The organism is Mucispirillum schaedleri ASF457, assembly GCF_000487995.2.
Lineage (GTDB): Bacteria > Chrysiogenota > Deferribacteres > Deferribacterales > Mucispirillaceae > Mucispirillum > Mucispirillum schaedleri.
On sequence record NZ_CP097562.1, the window covers coordinates 1,358,009 to 1,380,454 of the forward strand.

Below are 22,446 nucleotides of genomic sequence, written 5' to 3' on the forward strand. Positions count from 1 at the left end.
GCATAAAATCTGCATTTTTTTGAAAATATTTGCTTGACAAAGCAACTTGTTTTTGGTTATAAATACAGTCTAATATGTGCTCATAGCTCAGCTGGATAGAGCAACGGCCTTCTAAGCCGTGGGTCTGAGGTTCAAATCCTCATGGGCACGCTTTTTAAACCTGCTTAACTAAGCAGGTTTTTTATACTAAAAGCTGTATTCTCAAGTAAATTGAAAATTTGAATAAATATTGATAAAATTCTTTTTGGCTATTAATTATTATATTTTTTACATAAAAAAATATTTTCTAAAAATTAATAAAAAGTTATATTTTCTATAATTAATCTAATGGACTTACACCTTTACAAGAAAAAGAAATTTATCTAGTGGCTTAGTTCACAAACTATTACAATTAAGTCATTCTGAGCCTGATTTTAAGGGCAAAAATCTAAATTATATATATTACAAGAGTGCATAATATATTTAAATCATTTGTATTTTTAGCCACTAATTACGAGCCAGCATTATTCTAATACTTCCCCATCATAAGAGATTTTACTGCCTGCTTTTTTAGAAGTGCTTGTTTTTGCTTTTTTAATAGTTGAGCGTGCTAATGCTTCCATTTCTTTCTGGTTTACTGGTATATCCTTATCAAAATGAGTATATGCTGCATTAAATTCCACATAGGCTGTGCCCTGCTCACCATTTCTGTGTTTTTCAATGATTATTTCTGCTACATTCTTATATGCTGTATCAGGGTTATATACTTTATCCCTGTATAAAAACATAATAATATCTGCATCCTGCTCTATGGCACCAGACTCCCTTAAATCAGAAAGTCTTGGTCTTTTATTATCTGATTTTTCTACATTCCTGTTAACCTGTGCAAGAGCAACAACAGGCACATTAAATTCCTTTGCCATACCTTTTAAAGAACGAGAGATTTCTGATATTTGCTGCTCCCTGTTCTGTAGATTTTTTGCATACCCCATAATTTGAAGATAATCTACAAATATAATATCAAGCATGCTTTCATTATAAAGCTTTCTGCATTTTGCTTTAATCTGATTTACTGTTATTGCTGGTGTATCATCAAGGTATATAGGCAGTTTTTCAAGCACATTATTAGCTTCTAAATATCTTTCTATCTCATCGCTTGTAAAATTACCTGTTCTTAATGTTTTCTGCCCTATATGTGCTATTGCAGAAATAAGCCTTTTAACAAGCGATTCTGAACTCATTTCAAGAGAGAAAAAAGCACATGTTTTGCCAGCCTGTGCTGCATTTAAAAGCACACTTAAACCAAAAGCTGTTTTTCCCATACCGGGTCTGCCTGCTGTAACGATAAGGTCTGATTTTTGGAACCCGTTTGTCAGCTTATCAAGAGCTTCAAAGCCGGAAGGCACACCAGTAATATCTTTATTACCAAACTGGTTTTCCTGTTGTATTTTATTTAACTGTTCCTGATGTCTTTCAAGTATGCTGCTTATAGGCTCTACAAACCGTCTGATATTTGCTGTATCCCCTAAGCTTGATGTAATATTCTGAGCTTTGTCTATTAATGTTTCCACATCTTCTGCTACTTCATAGCCAAGGCTTGAAATAGAGCTTCCTGCACTTATTAAGCTGCGGAGTATTGCTTTTTCTTTTAATATTTCTATATACTTATCAGCATTTGCTGCATTTGGCACATTATTTACAAGTTCAGAAATATATTCTATGCCGCCTGCTTTTTCTATATTATTTTCATCTGTTAACTGGCTGAAAAGAGTAACTAAATCAAGTGCCTGCCCTTTTTTGTTTAGATTATGCAAGGCAGAAAGTATTACTTTATTAGCAGGCTGATAAAAATCATCTGCACTTAAATGGCTTATAATTTCTTCTGCAACAGCATTATCAATAAGTATAGAAGCAATAACAGCTTGTTCTGCTTCAAGACTATTAGGCATAACTTTATTATTAGCATTCATAATTTTACCCCATAATATAAATTACAAAATTATATTACAATAAGGCTGTATCAGTTAATGGCATTGATTACAACAGTTAATTGACTTTTTACTTCTTTATAGATATTTACCTTTACTGTGTGAGTGCCTGCTTCTTTGATAGGCTCTTTTATATCAAATAGCTTTTTATCAATATGAATACCTATTTTTGCAAGTGCATCAGATATTTCCTGACTGGTAACTGCACCATAAAGCCTGCCAGTATCCCCTGCTTTTTGATTAAACTCTATTTTTGCAGCTTTTAATTTTTCTGCTAATGCTTTTGCTTCTGCTATTTTTAATTTTTCCTGTTCTTTTAGTGATTCAAGTTTTTCTTCATGAGCTTTCATATTTGCAGGTGTTGCTTCAAGAGCTAATTTTTGTTTAAAAAGGAAGTTTTTTGCATATCCTTCTTTTACATCTTTAACATCACCTTCGTTTGCTACACCTTTGACATTTTTTAAAAAAATTACTTTCATTATTCAAAATCCTCTTGTTTAATTATCTTCATTACTTCACTTGGTGCATAACCTTTATTTTTTAAAAAATTTATGCACTTAATGTAGTCTTTATATGGATTATCACTTTCTTTTTTTATATACCGTCTGCTGTATTTTAATATGTATTCTTCCATATTAATCTTTTCTTTTTCTGCAACTTCTTCTATATATGAAATATCTTTGTAGCAGCATTTTAAATACAGCTTATTAGAAATATAGTATGGTCCGTAACCTGATTTAAGTTTTGCTCTGATATAATTATATGCAGTTCTTTCATCATCAATGCAGCCTGCCTGTTCCATTTCTGCAACTGCCTTTTCTGCTTCTAAACTGCCGCACTTTTTTTCTATTTTTTCATAAAGCTCATTTTTAAAATAATCTCTCATGCTGAGCAGTTTATAAGCATAGCTAAGCCCAATTGATGCCATTATTTTTCAGCTTCTTCCTTTTTAGATGGTTTTTCTACCTGCTGTTCCTGTGTTTCACCACTAGATATTTCTATATTATATTTTGCTCTTAACTGTTTTTCTATTGCTTTTGTTACATCAGGGTTTTGCTCTAAATATATTCTTGCATTGACTTCGCCTTGACCCAGTTTTGTATCATTCATAGAAAACCATGCCCCCGATTTCTGAATAATACCCCCATCAACAGCCATACCTAAAACAATGCTTTCATTTGATATACCTTTACCAAAAAGCACATCAAACTCTGCTTTTTTAAATGGCGGCGACATTTTGTTTTTTACTACTTTTACAGTGATTTTATTTGCAACAACCTCTTCTTTTTCTTTTACCTGATTGCCTTTTTTAACTTCCATTCTAACTGAGGCGTAAAACTTTAATGCATTACCACCGGTAGTAGTTTCTGGGTTGCCAAACATAACACCAAGTTTCATACGAGTTTGATTTATAAATACAAGACATGTTTTTGATTTATTAACAATAGCAGTTAATTTTCTTAAAGCCTGACTCATAAGTCTTGCCTGCAAGCCCATATGAGAATCACCCATATCACCTTCTATCTCTGCTTTTGGAGTAAGAGCAGCAACAGAGTCTACAACTATAACATCAATAGCACCACTTCTAACAAGTGTTTCAGTTATTTCAAGAGCAGATTCTCCGTTATCTGGCTGTGATACAAGCAGGTTATCAGTATCAACACCAATTGCACCAGCATAGGCTGGGTCAAGAGCATGTTCTGCATCAATAAATGCTGCTACACCACCCATTTTTTGTGCTTCTGCAATAATATGAAGTGCTATTGTTGTTTTACCACTTGATTCTGCACCATATATTTCTATTATCCTGCCTCTTGGAACTCCACCTATCCCCAAAGCAATATCAAGGGATAATGCACCTGTTGGTATAACAGGTATTTTTTCATCTGGTTTATCACCTAAACGCATAAGAGAGCCTTTGCCAAAATCTTTTTCTATTTTGCCAAGAGCAAGTTCTAATGCTTTCTTTTTATCGCTGTCCATTGTGCCTCCAAAGTCTTTTTACTAATTTAATAATCTGTATAAGCGATATGTTGTATCACATAAATTAAGATACTTTATTTTTCTATTCTGCTGATATAGTTATTAAGTGCATTAATATATGCTTCCACAGATGCTATCAATACATCAGTAGAATATCCTTTGCCAAGCACTTCTATACCGCTTGATGCAAACTCTGCTATAACAGTTACTTCACCTTGAGCATCTTTTCCTTGAGTTACTGCATTAATTTTATAATTTTTAAGCCTGCCGTCACAGCCGGATATTCTTTCAACAGCTTTAAAGGCAGCATCAACTGGACCTTCACCAGTAGAAGAGTCAGTTAATATTGTGCCGTCATCTTTTTTAAGCCTGAGTGTTGCTGTTGCTATAAGACTTGAGCCACTGTTAAATCCAACATAGTCAAGTTCATAATATTTTTTAGCATCACTTAATTTACCTAAAATTATAGCTTCTAAATCTTCATCAAATATTTCTTTCTTTTTATCTGCCAAATCTTTAAAAGCGGAAAATGCTTTTTCCAGATGTTCATTATCTAAATTATATCCCATCTCTGCAAGCCTTGTTTTAAATGCTGCTCTGCCTGAGTGTTTGCCAAGCACAAGTGAATTTTTCATGATACCCACACTTTCTGCAGTCATTATCTCATAAGTAGTGCGTTCTTTTAACACCCCGTCTTGATGTATGCCTGATTCGTGGGCAAAAGCATTTTTACCAACAACAGCTTTATTTGGCTGCACATCTACACCAGTTATGCTTGTTATCATTCTGCTTGTTTTATATATTTCTGTTGTATTTATTGTAGTTTCTATATCTTTATAAAAATCTTTCCTTACATTTATAGCCATGCATATTTCTTCAAGAGCAGAGTTTCCTGCCCGCTCACCAATACCATTTATAGTGCATTCTACCTGGTCTGCACCTGCTCTGATAGCAGCGAGTGAGTTTGCAACCCCCATGCCTAAGTCATCATGGTTGTGAGTGCTTAGCACTACTTTATCTATATTTGCAACATTATTTTTTATTCCAGAAAAAAGTGCATATATTTCATCAGGCATAATATATCCAACAGTATCTGGCAGGTTAATTGTGCCAGCACCTTCTTTAATAACAGCATCTATTATCTGGTATAAAAAGTCAGGGTCGCTTCTTAAAGCATCTTCTGCACTAAACTCTACATCGTCACATAAGTTTCTTGCAAAACGGACAGCTTCGCGGGCAAGCTCAACAACTTCTTCCCTTGATTTTTTCAGCTTATGTTTCATGTGTATATCAGATGTTGCAATAAATGTATGTATCCTTGGACGAGCTGCATTTTTTGTAGCTTCATACACTGCTTCTATATCTTTTTTATTAGCACGGGAAAGTCCGCATATACTGGAATTTTTTACAAGTGATGATATTTTCTGCACAGCTTCAAAATCACCAGATGATGATGCTGGAAAGCCTGCTTCTATTACATCTACACCAAGTCTTTCAAGCTGCAGTGCAAGGCGTATTTTCTCATCAGTAGTCATACTAAAACCCGGACACTGTTCACCATCCCTTAAAGTTGTATCAAAAAATATTAATTTACGCATTATTTACTCCAATTTAATTTTACTGCTGATTTCTTTCTGCTGTTTTTTGTTTACCTTTTATCAGTTTATAGCAGGCAAGAAGCAGACCAAGAGTAATATATACACTAATCATCACAAATGATACTACTTCAAAATAAAGCACTAAAATAGATATAAAAACAACCATAACTATTAATGCCTGAAATGGACGGGCTTTAAAATAGCTTATTTTTTTAAAGCTGTAAAAAGGCACTGTGCTGACCATTAGAAATGCAAGCAGATATATACTTGCAAGGAAAAACATAGATAAAGCTGCTTTCTCTAGATCAAACCCAAGTTTATGTATAAAAAGAACACTTGTTGCAATAAATGCAGCAGCTGCAGGGATTGGAAGCCCTACAAAAAATACATTGCTTATCTTGCTGCTTTGCACATTAAAACGAGCAAGTCTTAATGCACCACAGGCAACAAATAAAAATACTGCCACAATACCCAGCCTGTCAAAACCTTTTAAAAGCCATTCATAAACAAGTATAGCAGGTGCCACACCAAATGAAACCATATCACAAAGAGAGTCCAACTGCACACCAAAATCACTTGTGCCGTTTACAATGCGGGCAACCTTGCCATCTATACCGTCAAAAAAAGCTGCCAGCAGAAGAAAATATGCTGAATATACAAAATTATCCCCTTCTACTATCCTGCTTCCTACTGAAAGCATAATAGAATATATCCCGCATAAAAGCCCCATAATAGTAATAAAATTTGGCAGTATAATATTTCTGTTGCGAAGTGTCATATTTAATTTGCCTGATTTTTCAGAAAACATACTCATTCTTTTACCTTGATATACTTTTAGTCATTAAATTTAGCAATAATACTTTCGCCGGCTTTTACTTCATCATCAATTTCTACTTGAATTGTGGCAGAAAGTGGGAAGTAATGGTCTACACGAGAAGAAAATTTAATCATACCAAACCTGTCCCCAGTTGCCATTAAATCGCCCTCTTTAACATAGCTGACAGTTCTTCTTGCCACAAGTCCTGCAACCTGCACAGCAATAACTTTACCATATTTTGTATCAAATGTAATAATATTTCTTTCATTAATGATAGATGCATCTTTGCGGCTTGCATTCACAAATTTTCCTGCAATATGTTCAATAGAAGTAACGGTGCCTGTAACTGGTGTTCTATTAACATGAACAGAAAATACATTCATAAATACACCAACTTTTTTATATTTTTCACCTTTAAACTCTACTTCTTCTACTTCTACTACTTTACCGTCAGCAGCAGATACAGCAATATCCTGCTCAATAGGTGTATTTCTTTCTGGGTCTCTAAAAAACCATAAAAATAGTGCAAGCAGCAGCAAAGATACAGTAACCCATATAAACCAAGGAATAATATAAAATAAAATAGTTGCAACTAATGCACTTATAATAAACGGATATCCTTCTTTTGCAATCATAATAACCTCACATTAATATAGTTATGCTAATATATCATAAAATAATTGTTGTAGCAATAAATTTTACAGATTATATGCAGTTTTGTTTCTTAACTAACAGGACAAATGTTACACTTTTAGTAAAAAATAAATCTTAACTTAATATAAATCAAGCAATAATTTATTTTCAATAACAATCTCATATGGAGATTTAAAATTTAAGCATGTTTTAGCAGTATTATTATATCTATCTTCATGCTGTTTAAGAGCCTTAATTAATTCATCTTTGGAATAGAATTTATTATTTGCATATAAAATTTTTCCATCCTCTCTATGACTTCTTTCCACCTTTCCATTCTGCCAAGGTGAATAAGGTCTTATTCGTTTAATAGTATATCCTTTCTTTTCAGCTGTCTCTTCAAAATAGCTTTTCTTGTTTGTAACTTCCTTATCATTTACAAACTCATAGCCATTATCCACTTGAATTGTTTTTAGTGGAAAGCCAAATTTACTTTCCAGTTCGTCTAAAAACTTACCTGTTTCAAATGTGCTTTTTTCTTCTACTATTTCTAATACTCTCATTCTGCTGTATTCATCTATCGCTGTTATCTGATAATATTTTTTACCATAGCTGGAAAACATTATACATTCCTGTGGAACATATTTTATATCTATCTGAACCTTGTCGCCTATATACTGACCTGTTATTGGTTCATATCTTGTATAGCTCTTTTTTGACTTGTTTAATGACTTTAAGCCTTTCTTCCTTATCTGCATACACATACTGCCAAAACTACGATTATAACCAATTTCTAGAAGTCTGACATATACCTCCGCATTACCATACAAACCATGCTCGGCATATGTGTTAAATATTAAATCAAGCTCTTCTTTACTATGCTTATTTGGACTGGTTCTTGGTCTACGACTTTTAAAAGATAAACTCTGAACTGTTCCATCATATTTCTTTAAATGCCTGTATACAAACATACGGTTCACTTGATATTTGCGGGCTGCTTTCGTTGCTCCTTTTTTTAATGCATACTCACATAACCGTTGACGAAATCGCATTTCTTCTGTTATTATCACTTTATTCATTGTGATACCTCTTAGTTTAGTTTAGTTTTTTGCTTAATTTTATACTATATACTAAGAGGTATTTTTTTATACTTATTTTTGTAACATATGTCTCATAATCTTACATTTTACAGATTATATGCAGTTTTGTTCTTATAACTTTATAAGTTTGGTTGTTAATGCAGGGATTTTATATAAAATAGGATATTTTATTATTTAAAGGTATTTATTAGATATATAAATGATTTAAAACTTATCTATTTTTATGGAAACATCTCTTTAAAAAATGATTTTTTCTTTAATTCTTTTGCTGCTGTTTTTTCTTTGCTTTTTTCTAGCTTTTTACTTTCTGCACTGCTTTCAGATATATTCATATTTTCTCTTGGCAGTTCATGAAGTGAAACAGATATTTCATTTTTATCTATTTCTGCTATTTCTGATAATATTTCCTGCATGCTTTTTATTAACTTTTTCTTCTGTGCCTGACTTATACTTGGTAAGTCAACTGAAATATGTGCCATATATTACCTTCTAATAACTTTCCTTGGTTTTGCAGTGCCATCACTTGGCTCTAATATACCGCGGGCTTCCATCATTTCAACAATGCGGGCAGCCCTGTTATAGCCTATTTTAAACATTCTTTGTATCATAGATATTGATGCAGTGCCTTTATCCATAACGGCATCTACTGCCTGCTGATAAAGCACATCCTCATCTTCATCTTCGCCTGCTGTGCCATTTTCTCGCACTTCCTGCACCATAGCCATATTATATTCTGGCTCTCCATACTGCTCATGAAGATACTCTACAATAGCTCTTACTTCATCATCTGATACAAATGCACCATGTATGCGAAGTGCATCACTTGTGCCCGGTGGAATAAAAAGGCTGTCCCCCATGCCTAAAAGTGTATCTGCTCCATTCTGGTCTATTATTACACGAGAATCATTTTTCTGAGATACTTTAAATGAAAGCCTTGCAGGCATATTTGCTTTAATAAGCCCTGTTATTACATTTGTAGTAGGTCTTTGTGTTGCTATTATTAAATGTATCCCGACTGCTCTTGCCATTTGAGCAATACGAGCAATAGACATTTCTACATCTTTTCCAGCAACCATCATTAAGTCTGCAAATTCATCTACTATAACTACTAAATAAGGCATTTTCTCTGCCTGCTCATCATCTTTTATTATTTCATTATAGCCATCTAAATTTCTAACTTTTTTCTCTGCAAGAAGTGTATATCTTCTTGTCATTTCAGCAACTACATTTTTTAATACACTTGCTGCAAGCCTTGTATCTGTTACAACTGGTGCCATTAAGTGTGGTATCCCATCATATATACTTAATTCTACCATTTTTGGATCTATCATTATAAATTTTACTTCATCAGGGGAAGATTTATATAAAATAGAGCAAATCATAGTATTAATGCCAACAGATTTACCACTGCCTGTTGTGCCTGCTACAAGTAAATGTGGCATTTTACGAATATCAGACATATATGGTCTGCCTATAACATCTTTTCCTAATGCAACAGTAAGCGGAGATTTGCTGTTTTTAAACTCACTTGTCTGCAATAACTCTTTTATAGATACTGACTGCCTGTTTTTATTTGGTATCTCAATACCTACTGCATTTTTACCGGGAATAGGTGCAATTATCCTTATAGATAATGCACTCATACTTAATGCTAAATCACTTTCAAGAGAAGCAATTTTTGAAACTCTTGTTCCAGCAACAGGCTCAAACTCAAACATTGTAACAACAGGTCCCGGCTGTATTGCTCTTACTACACCAGAAATGCCAAAATCTAAAAGTTTCTGAGTTAAAATATCACCTTGAGCTTTCATTTCCTCAGCACTGGCAATATATATATTATTAACAGAGTCTTTTAATATGCTTAAAGGTATATTATATAAGGTAATAAAAGCTTTTTTAGCTGTTTCCATTTCTCTTATTTCAATATATTCATCTTCTAATGTTTTAACTTCATTTTTATCTGTGCTGTAAGCCTGCTTAATTAAAGGCTCTTTATATTCTATAACTTTTTCTTCCAATTCTTCAACTGGTGCAGTTTCTTCTTCTACATATTCTTTTATCTCGTTTTCAAAATGGATAGTTTCCTTTTCCGGCTCAATATCTATAATATAATTATTATCATCTTTTTCTATTAAAGTTTCTTCTGAACTGTTTAAAAATTTAATATTAGATATTGCTTCAAGTTCATCTTTATCAAGCAGCTGTTCCGGCTGTTTTTCATAAAGCTGTAAAGAAGTAACTGAATTTTCTATGTTTTCTGCCTTTTCTTCTTTTTCCCTTTTAAATAATGATGTTATTCGGTTGATTAGTGATGGTTTTTCTTCATATTCTTTATCATATATTTCTTTATCATCTTCTATATATTCTTCTTTTTTATTTTCTCTATTAAACAGACTTTTTATAAAGAGTATAAACTTTTTAATATATGTAAAAAGCATTCTAAATCCATATCCCATATCTGAAAAAGATATAGAAAAAAGCAGCATACTAAAAGCTACTGTAATAAATGAAAATACAATTATTCCACCAACTCTGCCCATAAACGAAAGTATAAAGCTGCTGCCAAGAGCACCTAATGTTGCCCCAGATGGCTGTTTAGTAAAGTAAAAATCCATCCCGCCAATAAGCCCGCTTATGATTGCAATGTTTATTATTACACCCATACCATATATAAAGCCTAAAATAGGGGAAAGCATAAAGGTAAGCCCTTTTTTATACCTGTATAAAAGCACTGATATATATATGGAAAGAAATGGTATAAATAAAGCAGTCCAGCCAAAATAAAGCCCTAGAAAATCTGCAGCATAAGCTCCCGCCTTGCCAAAAAGATTTTCTGCTCTAACATCGTTATATTTTGAAAACTCTATTGTTGAATATCCCGGGTCCTGCTCAGAATATGAAAGCAGGGAAAGCATAAAAAATACTGCTATTAACCCAAAAAAAAGCAAAAGAATATCGCTTGATATTCCTTTATCATTTTTATCCTGCTTAACTGTGTTTTTCTTTACAGTATTTTTGCGTTTGTTCATAAGAATATAACCACTATTAAACCTAATATCAGGCAGTATATGGCAAAGAATTTAAGCTGTGCACTTCTAATAAACGCCATCATTATTCCTATCACTATAAAACCTGATATAAAAGCCGCTGCCATTCCTGCTCCATATGGAATAAGCATATCAACATTTGTTATTGCTGCATCCTTAATCTGTAAAATCATAGCCCCAATAATGGCAGGCACTGAAAGCAGAAATGAAAATTCTGCTGCCTCATCTCTTTCTATACCAAGCATACAGCTTACAGCTATTGTTGTGCCGCTTCTTGATATGCCGGGAGTAACTGCAAGCCCCTGTGCAATGCCTACCATAAAACTTTTGCCTGCTGTTACCCTGTCCCTGCCGTGAAAATTATCTGATATAACTAAAAGGATAGATGTTGCAATTAATGCATATCCTACAAAAACTACTGTTTCAAAGTATGCAAGGACATATTTTTCAAATGCAAGCCCTATTACTGCTGTAGGTATTGATGCAATAATGATACCCCATAAAAATCTTTTATTTTCAAAATAATCTTTTTGAAACCGTTTAAAAAATATGCCAAAGAATGCTTTAATTACTAGAAATACACGCCTGCGGAAATAGATTAAAACAACAAGCAGTGTGGCTGCATGCAGCATTACATCAAAAAGCATATCTGGTGATTCAAAGTCTAATATATGTTTTCCTATTGCTAAATGCCCTGAACTGCTTACTGGTAAAAATTCCGTCAAACCTTGCAAAATTCCTAAAATTACTGCACTTACTATACTCATTATTATACTGCTCCATTATGTGTATTTATTATGCTTATAAACGGCCGCCTGTTGAATCGCTTTTTAAAAAATCTTTTAACAGTCTGTTCTGTATATTCGCTGAATTCTATTTTCTGATTTATTCCACTTTCTTCTATTTGACTGTATTCTATAATTGATTGTTTTAATATATTTATATATTCTTTTTCAATAGAAAATCCAATTAGCTGTATAATTATATCATCTTCTTTAATATTTTCTACATTTTCTGCACTATTAACTACCACAACTGCCCCATTAATTGCAAGTTTTTTTCTTTCCTTTAATCCATCAGAAGTTAAAAACTCTTCTGTATTTAAATCAACATATCTTTTGCCTGCTGGTATTTCCTGCATTTCCTTAAAACTGCCATTTTCAAAGATTATCTTATTACCTGATAAAAAGAAAATAATATTTTCATCATGCATTCCATAATCTGCTGCAAGTTTTTTATGCTTTACAAGATGCTGCACTTCCCCATGGATTGGCACTAAATATTTTGGCTTTAAAATTTTTAATAAAAGCAGAGCATCTTCTTTTGCCGCATGACCTGAAACATGTATAGGCAAATCATCTGCTGTTATTACTGAGCCTCCTTTTGCATATACATTATTCATAATATAAATAAGTCTGTGTTCGTTTCCCGGAATTATTCTTGATGAAAATATAAAAGTATCGTTTTTTCTTACTTTTATATTTGAGTAATCATTTTCTGCTATTTTTGTTATTACACTTACCCCTTCACCCTGAGAGCCTGTTGCTATAAAGCATATTTTATTATCATCAAGTTTTTCTACCTGTTTTCTTGATATTAGTATATCATCATTAAAAGAAAGCCTGCCGTGTTTTCTTGCTGTATCTACATGTTTTATCATTGAAGAGCCTTCAAGTGCAACCTTTCTGCCATATTTTTCTGCCGCATTAAATACTGTCTGCAATCTTTCTGTATTAGATGCAAAAGTAGTAAAAAATATCCGCCCAGAAGCTTTTTTAAATACTTCTTCTATGCCTTTTGTTACCTGATACTCCCCCTTAGTAAAGCCGTTTTTTATAACATTGGTAGAATCTGCCATCAGCAAATCTATGCCATCTTTTCCAAAACTTATAAACTCTTTTAATGGAAAAGGTGTGCATGTAACAGGGGATGAATCTATTTTATAATCTGATATATGCACCACTTTAAATTCTTCTGCAATTTTAAGCATAACTGCATAAGTGCCATGTATTGAATGGCTTATGGGATATGCTGTAATTTCAAAATCACCCCATTCAAAAGACTTAAAGTCTTCTATATATATTTGATTAACTGATATATTATGTTCATCAAGCCTTTTATTAAGTATATCCCAAGAATATCTGCCGCAGACTACTGCAATATCTGGATATTCTTTTATTAAATAAGGCACTGCACCGATATGGTCTTCATGAGCATGAGTTATTATCAGCATTATTTTTTTATATTTTATGGTTTCTATATAGGAAAAGTCTGGAATAATAAGGTCAACACCTATTTCATCGCTTTTAGTAAATTTAACACCGCAATCAACAATTACTGCATATCTATCTGTTTCATAGATATACATATTCATTCCTATCTCTCCGACACCGCCAAGGCTGGAAACAGATATTTTCATTAAGCTCCCTTAATCAATATTGATGAGGCAATGGCAGCTATTCCTTCCCCTCTGCCTGTAAAGCCCATTTTTTCTGTAGTTGTGGCTTTTATTGTTATAGATGTGGTTTTTATACCCATAATTTCAGCCAAAACTCTCTGCATCTCTGGTATGTATGGCATAAGTTTTGGTTCTTGAGCAATCACTTCTGCATCAATATGAGAAATACGCCAGTCATCATAGTATATCATTTCAGCCACACGCTGCAAAAGTATTTTAGAATCTATATCTTTATACTCATCATCATTATCTGGAAAAAGCATACCTATATCTTTTCCAAAAGCAGGACCTGCAAGACTGTCAATGACTGCATGTATTAATACATCTGCATCACTGTGCCCTAAAAGACCTTTACTGTAAGGTATCTCTATACCGCCTAAAAAAAGTTTTCTTGTTTCATCAAACTTATGAGCATCAAAACCTATTCCACACTTAATATCCATAATCATACCATTAGTATTTATTTTTCTTCTTTTTCATTTTCTGGTTTTAGTATGTATACTGCTTTTGGAGTTTTAAATATTTCTGCTGCTTTTAAAAGTGCATCTTTATTAATATGTTTTAATGTATCAACATATTTTTCATAATAATCTGCACCAAGCCCCATTGTTTCATAAAATGCCATTACCCATGCCAGACTGCCATTTGACTGTGTTTCCATAAGTGATGAGCCTATTATAGATTTTCTTGCTTTTTCTATTTCTTCTTCTGTTATTGTTTTATCAAGATTTAAGTTGATTTCATCTATTTTATTTATTGCTGATTCTACATTTTTATAATCAAGCCCCATAGAAATAAAAAATCTTGAAGAACAGTATCTTGTTGGATAGCCTGCTCCAACAGCATAAGCATAGCTTGAATTTTTACGGATTTCTGTAAAATATCTGGAACTCATACCACCGCCAAGAATATCTGTAAGCACTTTTAATGCAGCATAATCATCACTTCCTGCATCTGGTGCAGTATAACCTACATATACTTTTGCCTGCTGTATTCTAGAATCTACTACTTCCTGCCTTCTTTCTTCTAAAATAGCAGAATTGCTGCAGTCATATACATAAGGATATCCTTTATCAAGTTTAGCAATAGTTGAGTTTAATGAAACTTCAAGCCCCTTATCAAAATTACCAGCTATCACTGCCACAATGTATGATGCTTTAATATTATTTTTATAATAATTTTTAATATCTTCAAATGTTATTTTTTCAACACTTTCTACCATACCTTCCACAGGCATTTCATAAGGGGAGCCTTTAAATGCAAGAGCCATAAACCCATTTTGTGCAATTAAATTTGGGTTATCAAGTGAAGTTCTAAGCTCATCTATATGCTGCATTTTTTCTCTTTCAAAAATATCTTCCTTAAATTCTGGAGCTGCTAAAAAAGCTGCAAAATCGTTATATACTTTATCTATTTTATCACTTGGCACAGAAAGCCTTACTTCTAATGCAAATGGTGAAACTTTTGCACTAACACTTCCGCCGTAAAACTCTACTGTTTCTAATACTTTATTACTTTTTACCCATACTCTGCTGAAAAGTGAGCCTATACCATTGTTTTCTTTATTTTCAGCAAATAAGCCGCCTTTTATCATTAATTGTATAGTAACTGTTTTTGTAAAATCTCTATGTTTTGTTAAAACTGCGGCACCATTATTTTCTGCCATCTTACTGCCTCCTGAAAGGAATACCATAACTGTCATATTTGCAAGCACTAAAAGCACTATAACTATTATTAATATATTCAGCTTCTTCATAATTTATTTATCCAATACTCCTACTTTTCTGCCAGATACTTTAAGCCTGCCCGCTGCATATAATGCAACAGCTTCTGTATATGCAGTATGTTCCTGCTCTAATATTCTGGCAGATAATGTATCTTCTGTATCATTATCATATACAGGAACTGTTTTCTGCAGAATTACAGCACCGGTATCCATACCACAGTCTACAAAATGAACTGTGCAGCCTGAAACTTTTACACCGTAATCTAAAGCCTGTTTTTGAGCATGAAGACCGGGAAAAGAAGGAAGTAATGCTGGATGAATATTCATAATCTTATTTTTATATGCTTCTACAAGCTCACTTGTTACTATCCGCATATAGCCTGCCAAGCATATTAAATCAATATCATATTCTGCAAGAGCATCTATAATTTCTTTATCATACTCTTTCCTGTCATCTCTGTTTTTTGATGGTATAATAATTGTTTTTATACCAGCATTTGCTGCATATTCAAGCCCTTTTGCATTTGGGTTATTTGAAAATACAACTGCTATGCGGCAGTCTTTTAAAGCACCATTTTCTATATTTTTAAGCAGAGCAAGGAAATTGCTCCCCCTGCCTGAAATAAATACTGCTATATTAATCAAAATCTATCCCTTTTATTTTAACTGTATTGTCACCTTTTACTGCTTTACCTATAATAAATGCTTTTTCACCAGCATCTTGTGCCGCTTTTATTACATTATCTTTATCTTCAGGTGATACAACAAATATATAGCCCACACCCATATTAAATACACGATAAAGCTCATGCTTATCAATATCAGAAACTTCTGCAAATCTTTTAATAACTTTTGGCATTTCCATAGCTGATACATCAATCTCTGCAGAAATATCTTTTGGCAGAACTCTAGGTATATTATCATAAAAACCGCCGCCAGTAATATGCACCATACCTTTTACATTAACTTGACTTACAACTTTCTGCACTACTTTTGCATATATTTTTGTAGGGATAAGCAGGGCTTCTGCCACTGTTACATCATCATAAAAAATATCCGATGCTTTATATCCCTTATCATTAAATAATACATTTCTAAGCAGGGAATAACCATTACTGTGGAAGCCTGAACTGGAAATACCAATAATTACATCACCATCTTTAATAGATGAGCCGTCTATTATTTTTTTCCTGTCAACAATTCCTACTGCAAATCCTGCTAAATCAAAGTCTTTATTAACATAAAGCCCGGGCATTTCAGCAGTTTCACCGCCAAGTAAAGCACAGCCTGCATCTTTACAGCCTTTTGAGACTCCAAGCACAACATCTTTCATAGTTTCAGGTATTAATTTACCAACAGCCACATAATCTAAGAAAAATAATGGTTTTGCACCAGTTACAAGCAGGTCATTTACACTCATTGCAACTAAATCAATACCCACTGCATCATATTTTTCACTCATTAAAGCTACTTTTAGTTTTGTGCCGACACCATCTGCACCAGAAACAAGAACAGGCTCTTCCATATCTTTAAATTCTGCCAGACTGAAAAGCCCTGCAAAACCGCCTATACCACCTATCACTCCATTTATTTTGGTGCTGTCTACTGATGATTTAATAAGTGAAATAAACCTGTTACCTTCATCAATATCAACTCCACTTTGTCTATAACCTGTTTTCTGTGTTTCACCATGCCTACTCATCGTTTTTTAACCTTTCTATTTCTTCTTTAATATATTTTTCTGCTATTGCAGGCACAATATTTCTAACAATGTCTTTCATATTAGCTGCAATAACTTCTTTTACTGCTTCTTCAAGAAAATGTTTATCTATTGCATTTCCAAGCATTGCTATAATTTCATCTCTGCTGATAGTAACAGTTATCCCGCCAAACCTGCCAGATGTTTCAGGGCTGTATTCTTCAGCCTGTTTAACTTCTGTCTGCTGAATATTTGCAGGCTCCTGTTTCATTTCTTCCTGCACTGAAAGAGAAGTTTCTTCTAATGCTGTATCTTCATTTACTTCTGCGGCATCTTCTGCTTTAACTTCTGGCATATCAAAAGATGTATCTTCTGCACTTTCTTCAATAGTTTCTTCACTTAATGGCTCAACAGGTTCTTCTGCAATGTTTTCTTCTTCTGTTTTTTCATTTTCTATATCAAATGCTTCTTCTGATGGCATTTCTGAAAGCTCATCTGTAGCATTTTCTTCAGATAAATCTTCTTGAGACTGTTCCTGAATATCTAAATCCTGCATATCATCTTCCACAGCAGTTTCATCCGCTGTATTTTCATCAAGCATTACAGGTGCTTCTTCAGGCTCAACTTGTTCCTGTATTTCAGTTTCTTCCTGCACTGGTGCTGCAGCAGCTTCTTCCTGCAAAGCATTATCAATTAATTCATTATCTTCTACTGCTTCTTGATTTTCTGCCAAGCTTTCTTCTGATAAATCTACATGTGCTTCTTCCATCTGCATATCGGCAGTATTTTCTTCCTGTGTAGATGGTGTATCTGAAAGCCAGTCATCATCGTCAACAAGTAATGTTTCCTGTTCTTCTGTTTTTGCAGGGGTATTATCACTTACTTCCTGCATTTCTTCACTGCTTGTTTCATTAATAGAGTTTTCGTCTGAAAGCTCTTCTATATTTTCTGTTTCCTGTGCCTGAATGTTTTCTATATCTTGACTATCCTGCATTTCATCAGTTGAAATATCATCAACTTCTGGAAAATCTGGAAATTCATCAAGCATTTCATTTTGGCTTATGTCATCTATTTCTTCTAAATTGTCCTGCATGACATATTCATCTGAAATATCTGCAGCATCATCAATATCTGGCAATACTGGGTTATGAACTGCTGTAATATTATCAGGAATTTCTATTTCTTCATTATTTTCTGGTGCAGTTTCTTCTGATATTTCTTCTGTTAATGATATATCTTCATTATCTGCACTATTTTCTTCTGCTTCAGGAATATTTAAAACTTCTTCATTGTTTTCTGTTTCAATAGTTTCTTCTTCATTTTGTATGACTGGTTCAGGCTCTAAAACAGGCTCTTCAAATGGTGCTGCTTCTGCTGTATCATCAAGAGCAGAATTTTCTGTTTCTTCATTATTATTTTCTATAACTGTGCTGGTATCTTCTTCCAGACTTTCTTCAATGACTTCATTTTCTGCTGTGCCACTGCTTTCTTCTGATTCTTGTGATGAGTTATCAAGTTCTAATGATGGAGCAGCAGTATCTAAATCTTCAGCATATCCGTTATCTGTTAAATCATCAGGCTGCACTTCTTCTAAATTTTCTAAATATTCTTTTTTTGAAAGTCCATCTATAACATCACCAGTAGTTAAAGATGCTGTTGGAGTAATATAGTCATCATTATCTCTGGCAAAATCTGCTTCAGCTATTTTTTCAACAATACCTGCAGGCATCATATCTGCATCAGATGATAATTTTTCATTTAATGACTGAGAATCAAAAGGCTTAACAAGATAATCATCTGCACCTGTTTTTTCCAAATCACTCTCATCAAACCTGTCAAATGCACCTACAAGAAGTATGATATATGCTGATGTCTGTGCTGTTTTCAGCTCCTTAATGTATTCTGAGATAACAATATTATCAAGCTTATTATCAAGCAGAATATAATCATACTGCTCAGACTGCATTTTTAAAGCTGCATCTTCTTTGGAAAAAACTTTAACAATGTCATACCTGTCTACATCAATAGAAAGGTCAATCACTCGGTGTATTGTAACACTGTCATCAATAAGAAGAACTTTACTTTTCATTATATGCCCTCGGAAAGTTATATTATAAGTAATAGTAACATATCATTATATAAGAAAAAAAGCAAATTTTATTTATTAAGACAAGCGAAAAAATACATTTTTTTGATATAATCATTGTATTATAGTGTAAAAAATTACAAGTCTTATCTATGATAGTGCAGGCTTATAAATATCACAGCTTATGATTATGTATTGTGAAATATTTAGCTGCTAAACTCAATAAGTTAAGCATATTATAAAGCACTGCAATATGTATCATTTATATTTTTCGCATTTAAAAAATCAGGCTCAAAATGACATATAGTGCGAAAACAGCATGTCAATACTGAGCTTGAAATACAGCGAAGTATCTAAAAATATATATCTTTCTGAAAAGTTTTTAGTTTAACTGTAAGAAATAAATATAATCTTATTTAATAGGAATATCTGCTGAATAAAGATAAGGTTTTTATTCTGCATATATTTTTGGAGCATTAAAATATGTATTCATGAGTGAGTATCAGAAAGCAAAATAAATATTAAAATTACTATATATGAAAGCTGCTGCCATTAAATTAATCAGAATAAATGATTATATACTGTTTATATTACTTTCTTTTTATATACATAGCATCGCCGTAGCTAAAAAACCTGTAATTTTCCTGCACTGCCCTGTGATAAGCCTGCATAATTAAATCATAGCCGCCAAGAACTGATACCATAGCTAAAAGAGTAGATTTTGGCAGGTGAAAATTGGTTATCATATTATCAACTGTTTTAAAGTTATACGGCTCCATAATAAATATATTTGAGCTGCTTTCTCCTGCTTTTATTATACCTTTATCATCTGACGCAGTTTCTAATGCTCGGACACTGGTAGAGCCTACTGCTGTAAGTTTTTTGCCTTTAGATTTTAATAAGTTAATTCTTTCTGCTGCATCTTCTGATATATAATACCTTTCATAGTGCATTTCATGGTCTTCCATATATTCTGTCTTTACTGGTCTGAAAGTTCCAAGACCTACATCAAGAGTAATCTCAATGACTTCCACCCCTTTATTTTTTAAAGCTGAAAGCAGCTCATTAGTAAAATGCAGACCTGCAGTTGGTGCTGCTGATGAGCCTGTGTATTTTGCATATACTGTCTGATAATCTGTTTTATCCTGCTGTGTATCCTGCCTGTTAATATACGGAGGAAGCGGCACATGACCTTTTTCATACATAATCTTTTCTATATCGCTTTCTGCCTGAATAATCCATAAACCGTCCTGCAGTTTTTCAAGCAGAGTAAAATACATACCTTCTGAAATAACTTTGTCCCCCGTCTTAAATTTACCTCGGACAAGACCTTTAAAGTGGGTATTATCAATAACATCAGTAACAAATATTTCTGATAAACCGCCTGTTACTTTTTTTGCGTAAAGCCTTGCATTTCTCACTTTTGTATTATTTACAACCAAAAAAGATGTATCATCTAAAATATTCACTATGTCGGAAAAGATATGATTTGTAATACTTTTATTTACTGTATCTACCATCATAAGCCTGCACTTATCCCGCTTGGAAGCAGGATAGAGTGCTATTAACTCTTTTGGCAGATTATAATCAAATTTATCTACTTTTGTTGCCATTATTTTGCATGCTGAGAAATAAAACTTTTTAAGTCCTGTAATTCAGGCATTATTTTATATGAAACTTTCTGCCTTTCTTCTAAATCACGAAGACCATCTGGTATTTCTGGCCATGCACCTAACACTTCATGTATTACATCTGGAAATTTTGCAGGGTGGGCCGTTGATAGACATACTGTATTATCTGCAACTATATCCATCTGATTTGCAACATATACTCCGCATGCAGTATGTGGGTCTATCATATAGTCTGACTGAGCAAAAACTTTTCTTATAGTATCTTTCATGTCATCATCAGATGCTTCCCCTGCAATAAAATCTCTCTGCAGCTGACCTAATAAATGACCTCTAATATCTATCTCTTTTTCTACCCTTAAAAGCTCCATAGCATCTGTAACTTTTTCACAGTCTCCACCATAAAGATAGTAAAGATACCTTTCAAAATTGCTTGCAATTTGTATATCCATAGCTGGACTAATTGTAGGATGCACCCTTTCTATGCTGTAATCGCCAAATTTAACTGTCCTTGTTAATATATTATTTCTGTTAGTTGCTATCATAAGTTTTGCAATAGGCAGCCCCATTTTACGAGCTAAATATCCTGCAAAAACATTACCAAAGTTACCTGTTGGCACTATAATATTTATTTCATCACCCACTCTGTGGACAGTTTTAAAATATATCCAGAAATAATATACAGTCTGTGCTAAAATCCTTGCCCAGTTAATAGAATTAACTGCACCAAGATTAAGCTCTTCTTTAAACTCTAAATCATTAAATGTGCTTTTCACTAAATCCTGACAGTTATCAAAATTACCACCAATTTCTAAACAGAATACATTAGGCGATTCTGTAGTAGTCATCTGCATTTCCTGCACATGACTTACTCTGTTTGCAGGATAAAGCATAAAAACATTTATATTTTTCCTGCCTTTTACACCATATATTGCAGCACTGCCTGTATCACCGCTTGTTGCACCTAAAATATTAAGTTTTTGACCCTTTTTTGTTAATATATATTCAAAAAGATTTCCTAAAAACTGCAGTGCCACATCTTTAAAAGAGTATGTAGGTCCATGATAAAGCTCTGCAATACGCATACCTGCAGCTTTTCTTACAGGTATCATATTAACAGTATCATATTTTGCATAGCTTTTTTGAATAATAGCCATAAGGTCATTTGATGGAATACCATCCTGATACCTGTTTATAATTTCATAAGCAAGTTTTGTATAAGGAAGTTCAAATAAGTGCTTTAAATCTTTTTCATTTAAAAGTGGTATTTTTTCAGGTATTAAAAGACCGCCGTCACTTGCAAGCCCCATCATAACAGCTTCTTCAAATGAAAGACCTGATACCCCGCCTCTTGTGCTTTTATAACGCATATTCTTCTCCTGCATAATATTATATATCCATAATACTATATATGGAATTTTTTATTACTGCAAGAATAAAATCTAAATAGACAATACTGTGCTCTTATATATAAAAAACAGCTGATTTTTATTGCAATGCTGACTAATAGCTGACATCAGCTTTATAAAATTATTACTAATTTTATTTTGCAGAAGTTTCATATAGTTTTCCATATATTCAAGATTATGTAAATAAAATGAAAATCTGAACTTACCCAAAAAATCTTTTATTGCAATCATTTTGAGCCTGATTATAAAAGCAAACAATCTAAATTGTTTATATTACAAGAGTAAATAATACATT

Annotated in this window: 19 protein-coding genes and 1 tRNA gene; 1 reads left to right on the top strand and 19 read right to left on the bottom strand. The window is 33.1% G+C overall.

Annotation, left to right across the window (positions count from 1 at the left end; genetic code table 11):
* Positions 1-76: 76 nt before the first annotated feature.
* A tRNA-Arg gene (locus N508_RS06410) sits at positions 77-150 on the top strand.
* A 353-nt stretch (positions 151-503) separates the two neighbouring features.
* On the opposite strand, the gene dnaB is transcribed toward N508_RS06410, so the two are convergent.
* The 19 genes from dnaB to thrC form a co-directional block, all read right to left on the bottom strand.
* Complete coding sequence (gene dnaB, locus N508_RS06415; RefSeq protein ID WP_023275578.1) at positions 504-1,949, bottom strand: replicative DNA helicase; 1,446 nt, start codon at positions 1,947-1,949, stop codon at positions 504-506.
* Between the two features lie 50 nt (positions 1,950-1,999).
* Positions 2,000-2,446 carry a 50S ribosomal protein L9 gene (rplI, locus tag N508_RS06420; RefSeq protein ID WP_023275579.1) on the bottom strand — a complete coding sequence of 149 codons (447 nt, stop codon included), beginning with the start codon at positions 2,444-2,446 and terminating at the stop codon, positions 2,000-2,002.
* Complete coding sequence (locus tag N508_RS06425; protein WP_023275580.1) at positions 2,446-2,895, bottom strand: regulatory protein RecX; 450 nt, start codon at positions 2,893-2,895, stop codon at positions 2,446-2,448. Before N508_RS06425 ends, rplI begins: the two co-directional genes overlap by 1 nt.
* Positions 2,895-3,950 carry a recombinase RecA gene (recA, locus tag N508_RS06430; RefSeq protein WP_023275581.1) on the bottom strand — a complete coding sequence of 352 codons (1,056 nt, stop codon included), beginning with the start codon at positions 3,948-3,950 and terminating at the stop codon, positions 2,895-2,897. Before recA ends, N508_RS06425 begins: the two co-directional genes overlap by 1 nt.
* A 74-nt stretch (positions 3,951-4,024) precedes the next feature.
* Entirely contained in the window at positions 4,025-5,548 is a 1,524-nt protein-coding gene (locus N508_RS06435; RefSeq protein ID WP_023275582.1) for a 2-isopropylmalate synthase, read from the bottom strand.
* A gap of 19 nt (positions 5,549-5,567) precedes the next feature.
* Complete coding sequence (gene pssA, locus N508_RS06440; protein WP_023275583.1) at positions 5,568-6,362, bottom strand: CDP-diacylglycerol--serine O-phosphatidyltransferase; 795 nt, start codon at positions 6,360-6,362, stop codon at positions 5,568-5,570.
* 20 nt (positions 6,363-6,382) lie between these two features.
* The gene (locus tag N508_RS06445) at positions 6,383-7,000 is read right to left on the bottom strand and encodes a phosphatidylserine decarboxylase family protein (RefSeq protein WP_023275584.1); all 618 of its coding nucleotides are present in this window, start codon (positions 6,998-7,000) and stop codon (positions 6,383-6,385) included.
* A 138-nt stretch (positions 7,001-7,138) separates the two neighbouring features.
* Positions 7,139-8,077, bottom strand: a complete 939-nt coding sequence (locus N508_RS06450; protein ID WP_023275060.1) for a DDE-type integrase/transposase/recombinase — start codon at positions 8,075-8,077, stop codon at positions 7,139-7,141.
* 242 nt (positions 8,078-8,319) lie between these two features.
* A complete protein-coding gene (locus N508_RS06455; RefSeq protein ID WP_023275585.1) occupies positions 8,320-8,577 on the bottom strand; it encodes a tautomerase family protein in 258 nt (85 codons plus the stop codon).
* A gap of 3 nt (positions 8,578-8,580) precedes the next feature.
* Entirely contained in the window at positions 8,581-11,127 is a 2,547-nt protein-coding gene (locus N508_RS06460) for a DNA translocase FtsK (RefSeq protein ID WP_023275586.1), read from the bottom strand.
* A complete protein-coding gene (locus tag N508_RS06465) occupies positions 11,124-11,912 on the bottom strand; it encodes an undecaprenyl-diphosphate phosphatase (RefSeq protein WP_023275587.1) in 789 nt (262 codons plus the stop codon). The genes N508_RS06460 and N508_RS06465 overlap by 4 nt, the downstream gene beginning before the upstream one ends.
* Before the next feature lie 2 nt (positions 11,913-11,914).
* Positions 11,915-13,564, bottom strand: coding sequence for a ribonuclease J (locus tag N508_RS06470; protein ID WP_023275588.1), 1,650 nt, complete (start codon positions 13,562-13,564; stop codon positions 11,915-11,917).
* On the bottom strand, positions 13,564-14,046 hold the full coding sequence (ispF, locus tag N508_RS06475; RefSeq protein WP_023275589.1) for a 2-C-methyl-D-erythritol 2,4-cyclodiphosphate synthase: 483 nt from the start codon (positions 14,044-14,046) through the stop codon (positions 13,564-13,566). The genes N508_RS06470 and ispF overlap by 1 nt, the downstream gene beginning before the upstream one ends.
* 17 nt (positions 14,047-14,063) lie before the next feature.
* Positions 14,064-15,359, bottom strand: coding sequence for a M16 family metallopeptidase (locus N508_RS06480; RefSeq protein WP_023275590.1), 1,296 nt, complete (start codon positions 15,357-15,359; stop codon positions 14,064-14,066).
* Between the two features lie 3 nt (positions 15,360-15,362).
* A complete protein-coding gene (gene purN / locus N508_RS06485; RefSeq protein ID WP_179077828.1) occupies positions 15,363-15,977 on the bottom strand; it encodes a phosphoribosylglycinamide formyltransferase in 615 nt (204 codons plus the stop codon).
* Positions 15,967-17,031 (bottom strand): phosphoribosylformylglycinamidine cyclo-ligase, encoded by a 1,065-nt coding sequence (gene purM / locus N508_RS06490; protein ID WP_023275592.1) that lies wholly within the window; start codon positions 17,029-17,031, stop codon positions 15,967-15,969. Before purM ends, purN begins: the two co-directional genes overlap by 11 nt.
* Complete coding sequence (locus tag N508_RS06495) at positions 17,024-19,117, bottom strand: response regulator (RefSeq protein WP_023275593.1); 2,094 nt, start codon at positions 19,115-19,117, stop codon at positions 17,024-17,026. The genes purM and N508_RS06495 overlap by 8 nt, the downstream gene beginning before the upstream one ends.
* Before the next feature lie 587 nt (positions 19,118-19,704).
* Entirely contained in the window at positions 19,705-20,727 is a 1,023-nt protein-coding gene (gene queA, locus N508_RS06500) for a tRNA preQ1(34) S-adenosylmethionine ribosyltransferase-isomerase QueA (RefSeq protein WP_023275594.1), read from the bottom strand.
* Entirely contained in the window at positions 20,727-22,112 is a 1,386-nt protein-coding gene (gene thrC / locus N508_RS06505) for a threonine synthase (protein ID WP_023275595.1), read from the bottom strand. Before thrC ends, queA begins: the two co-directional genes overlap by 1 nt.
* Between the last annotated feature and the right edge of the window lie 334 nt (positions 22,113-22,446).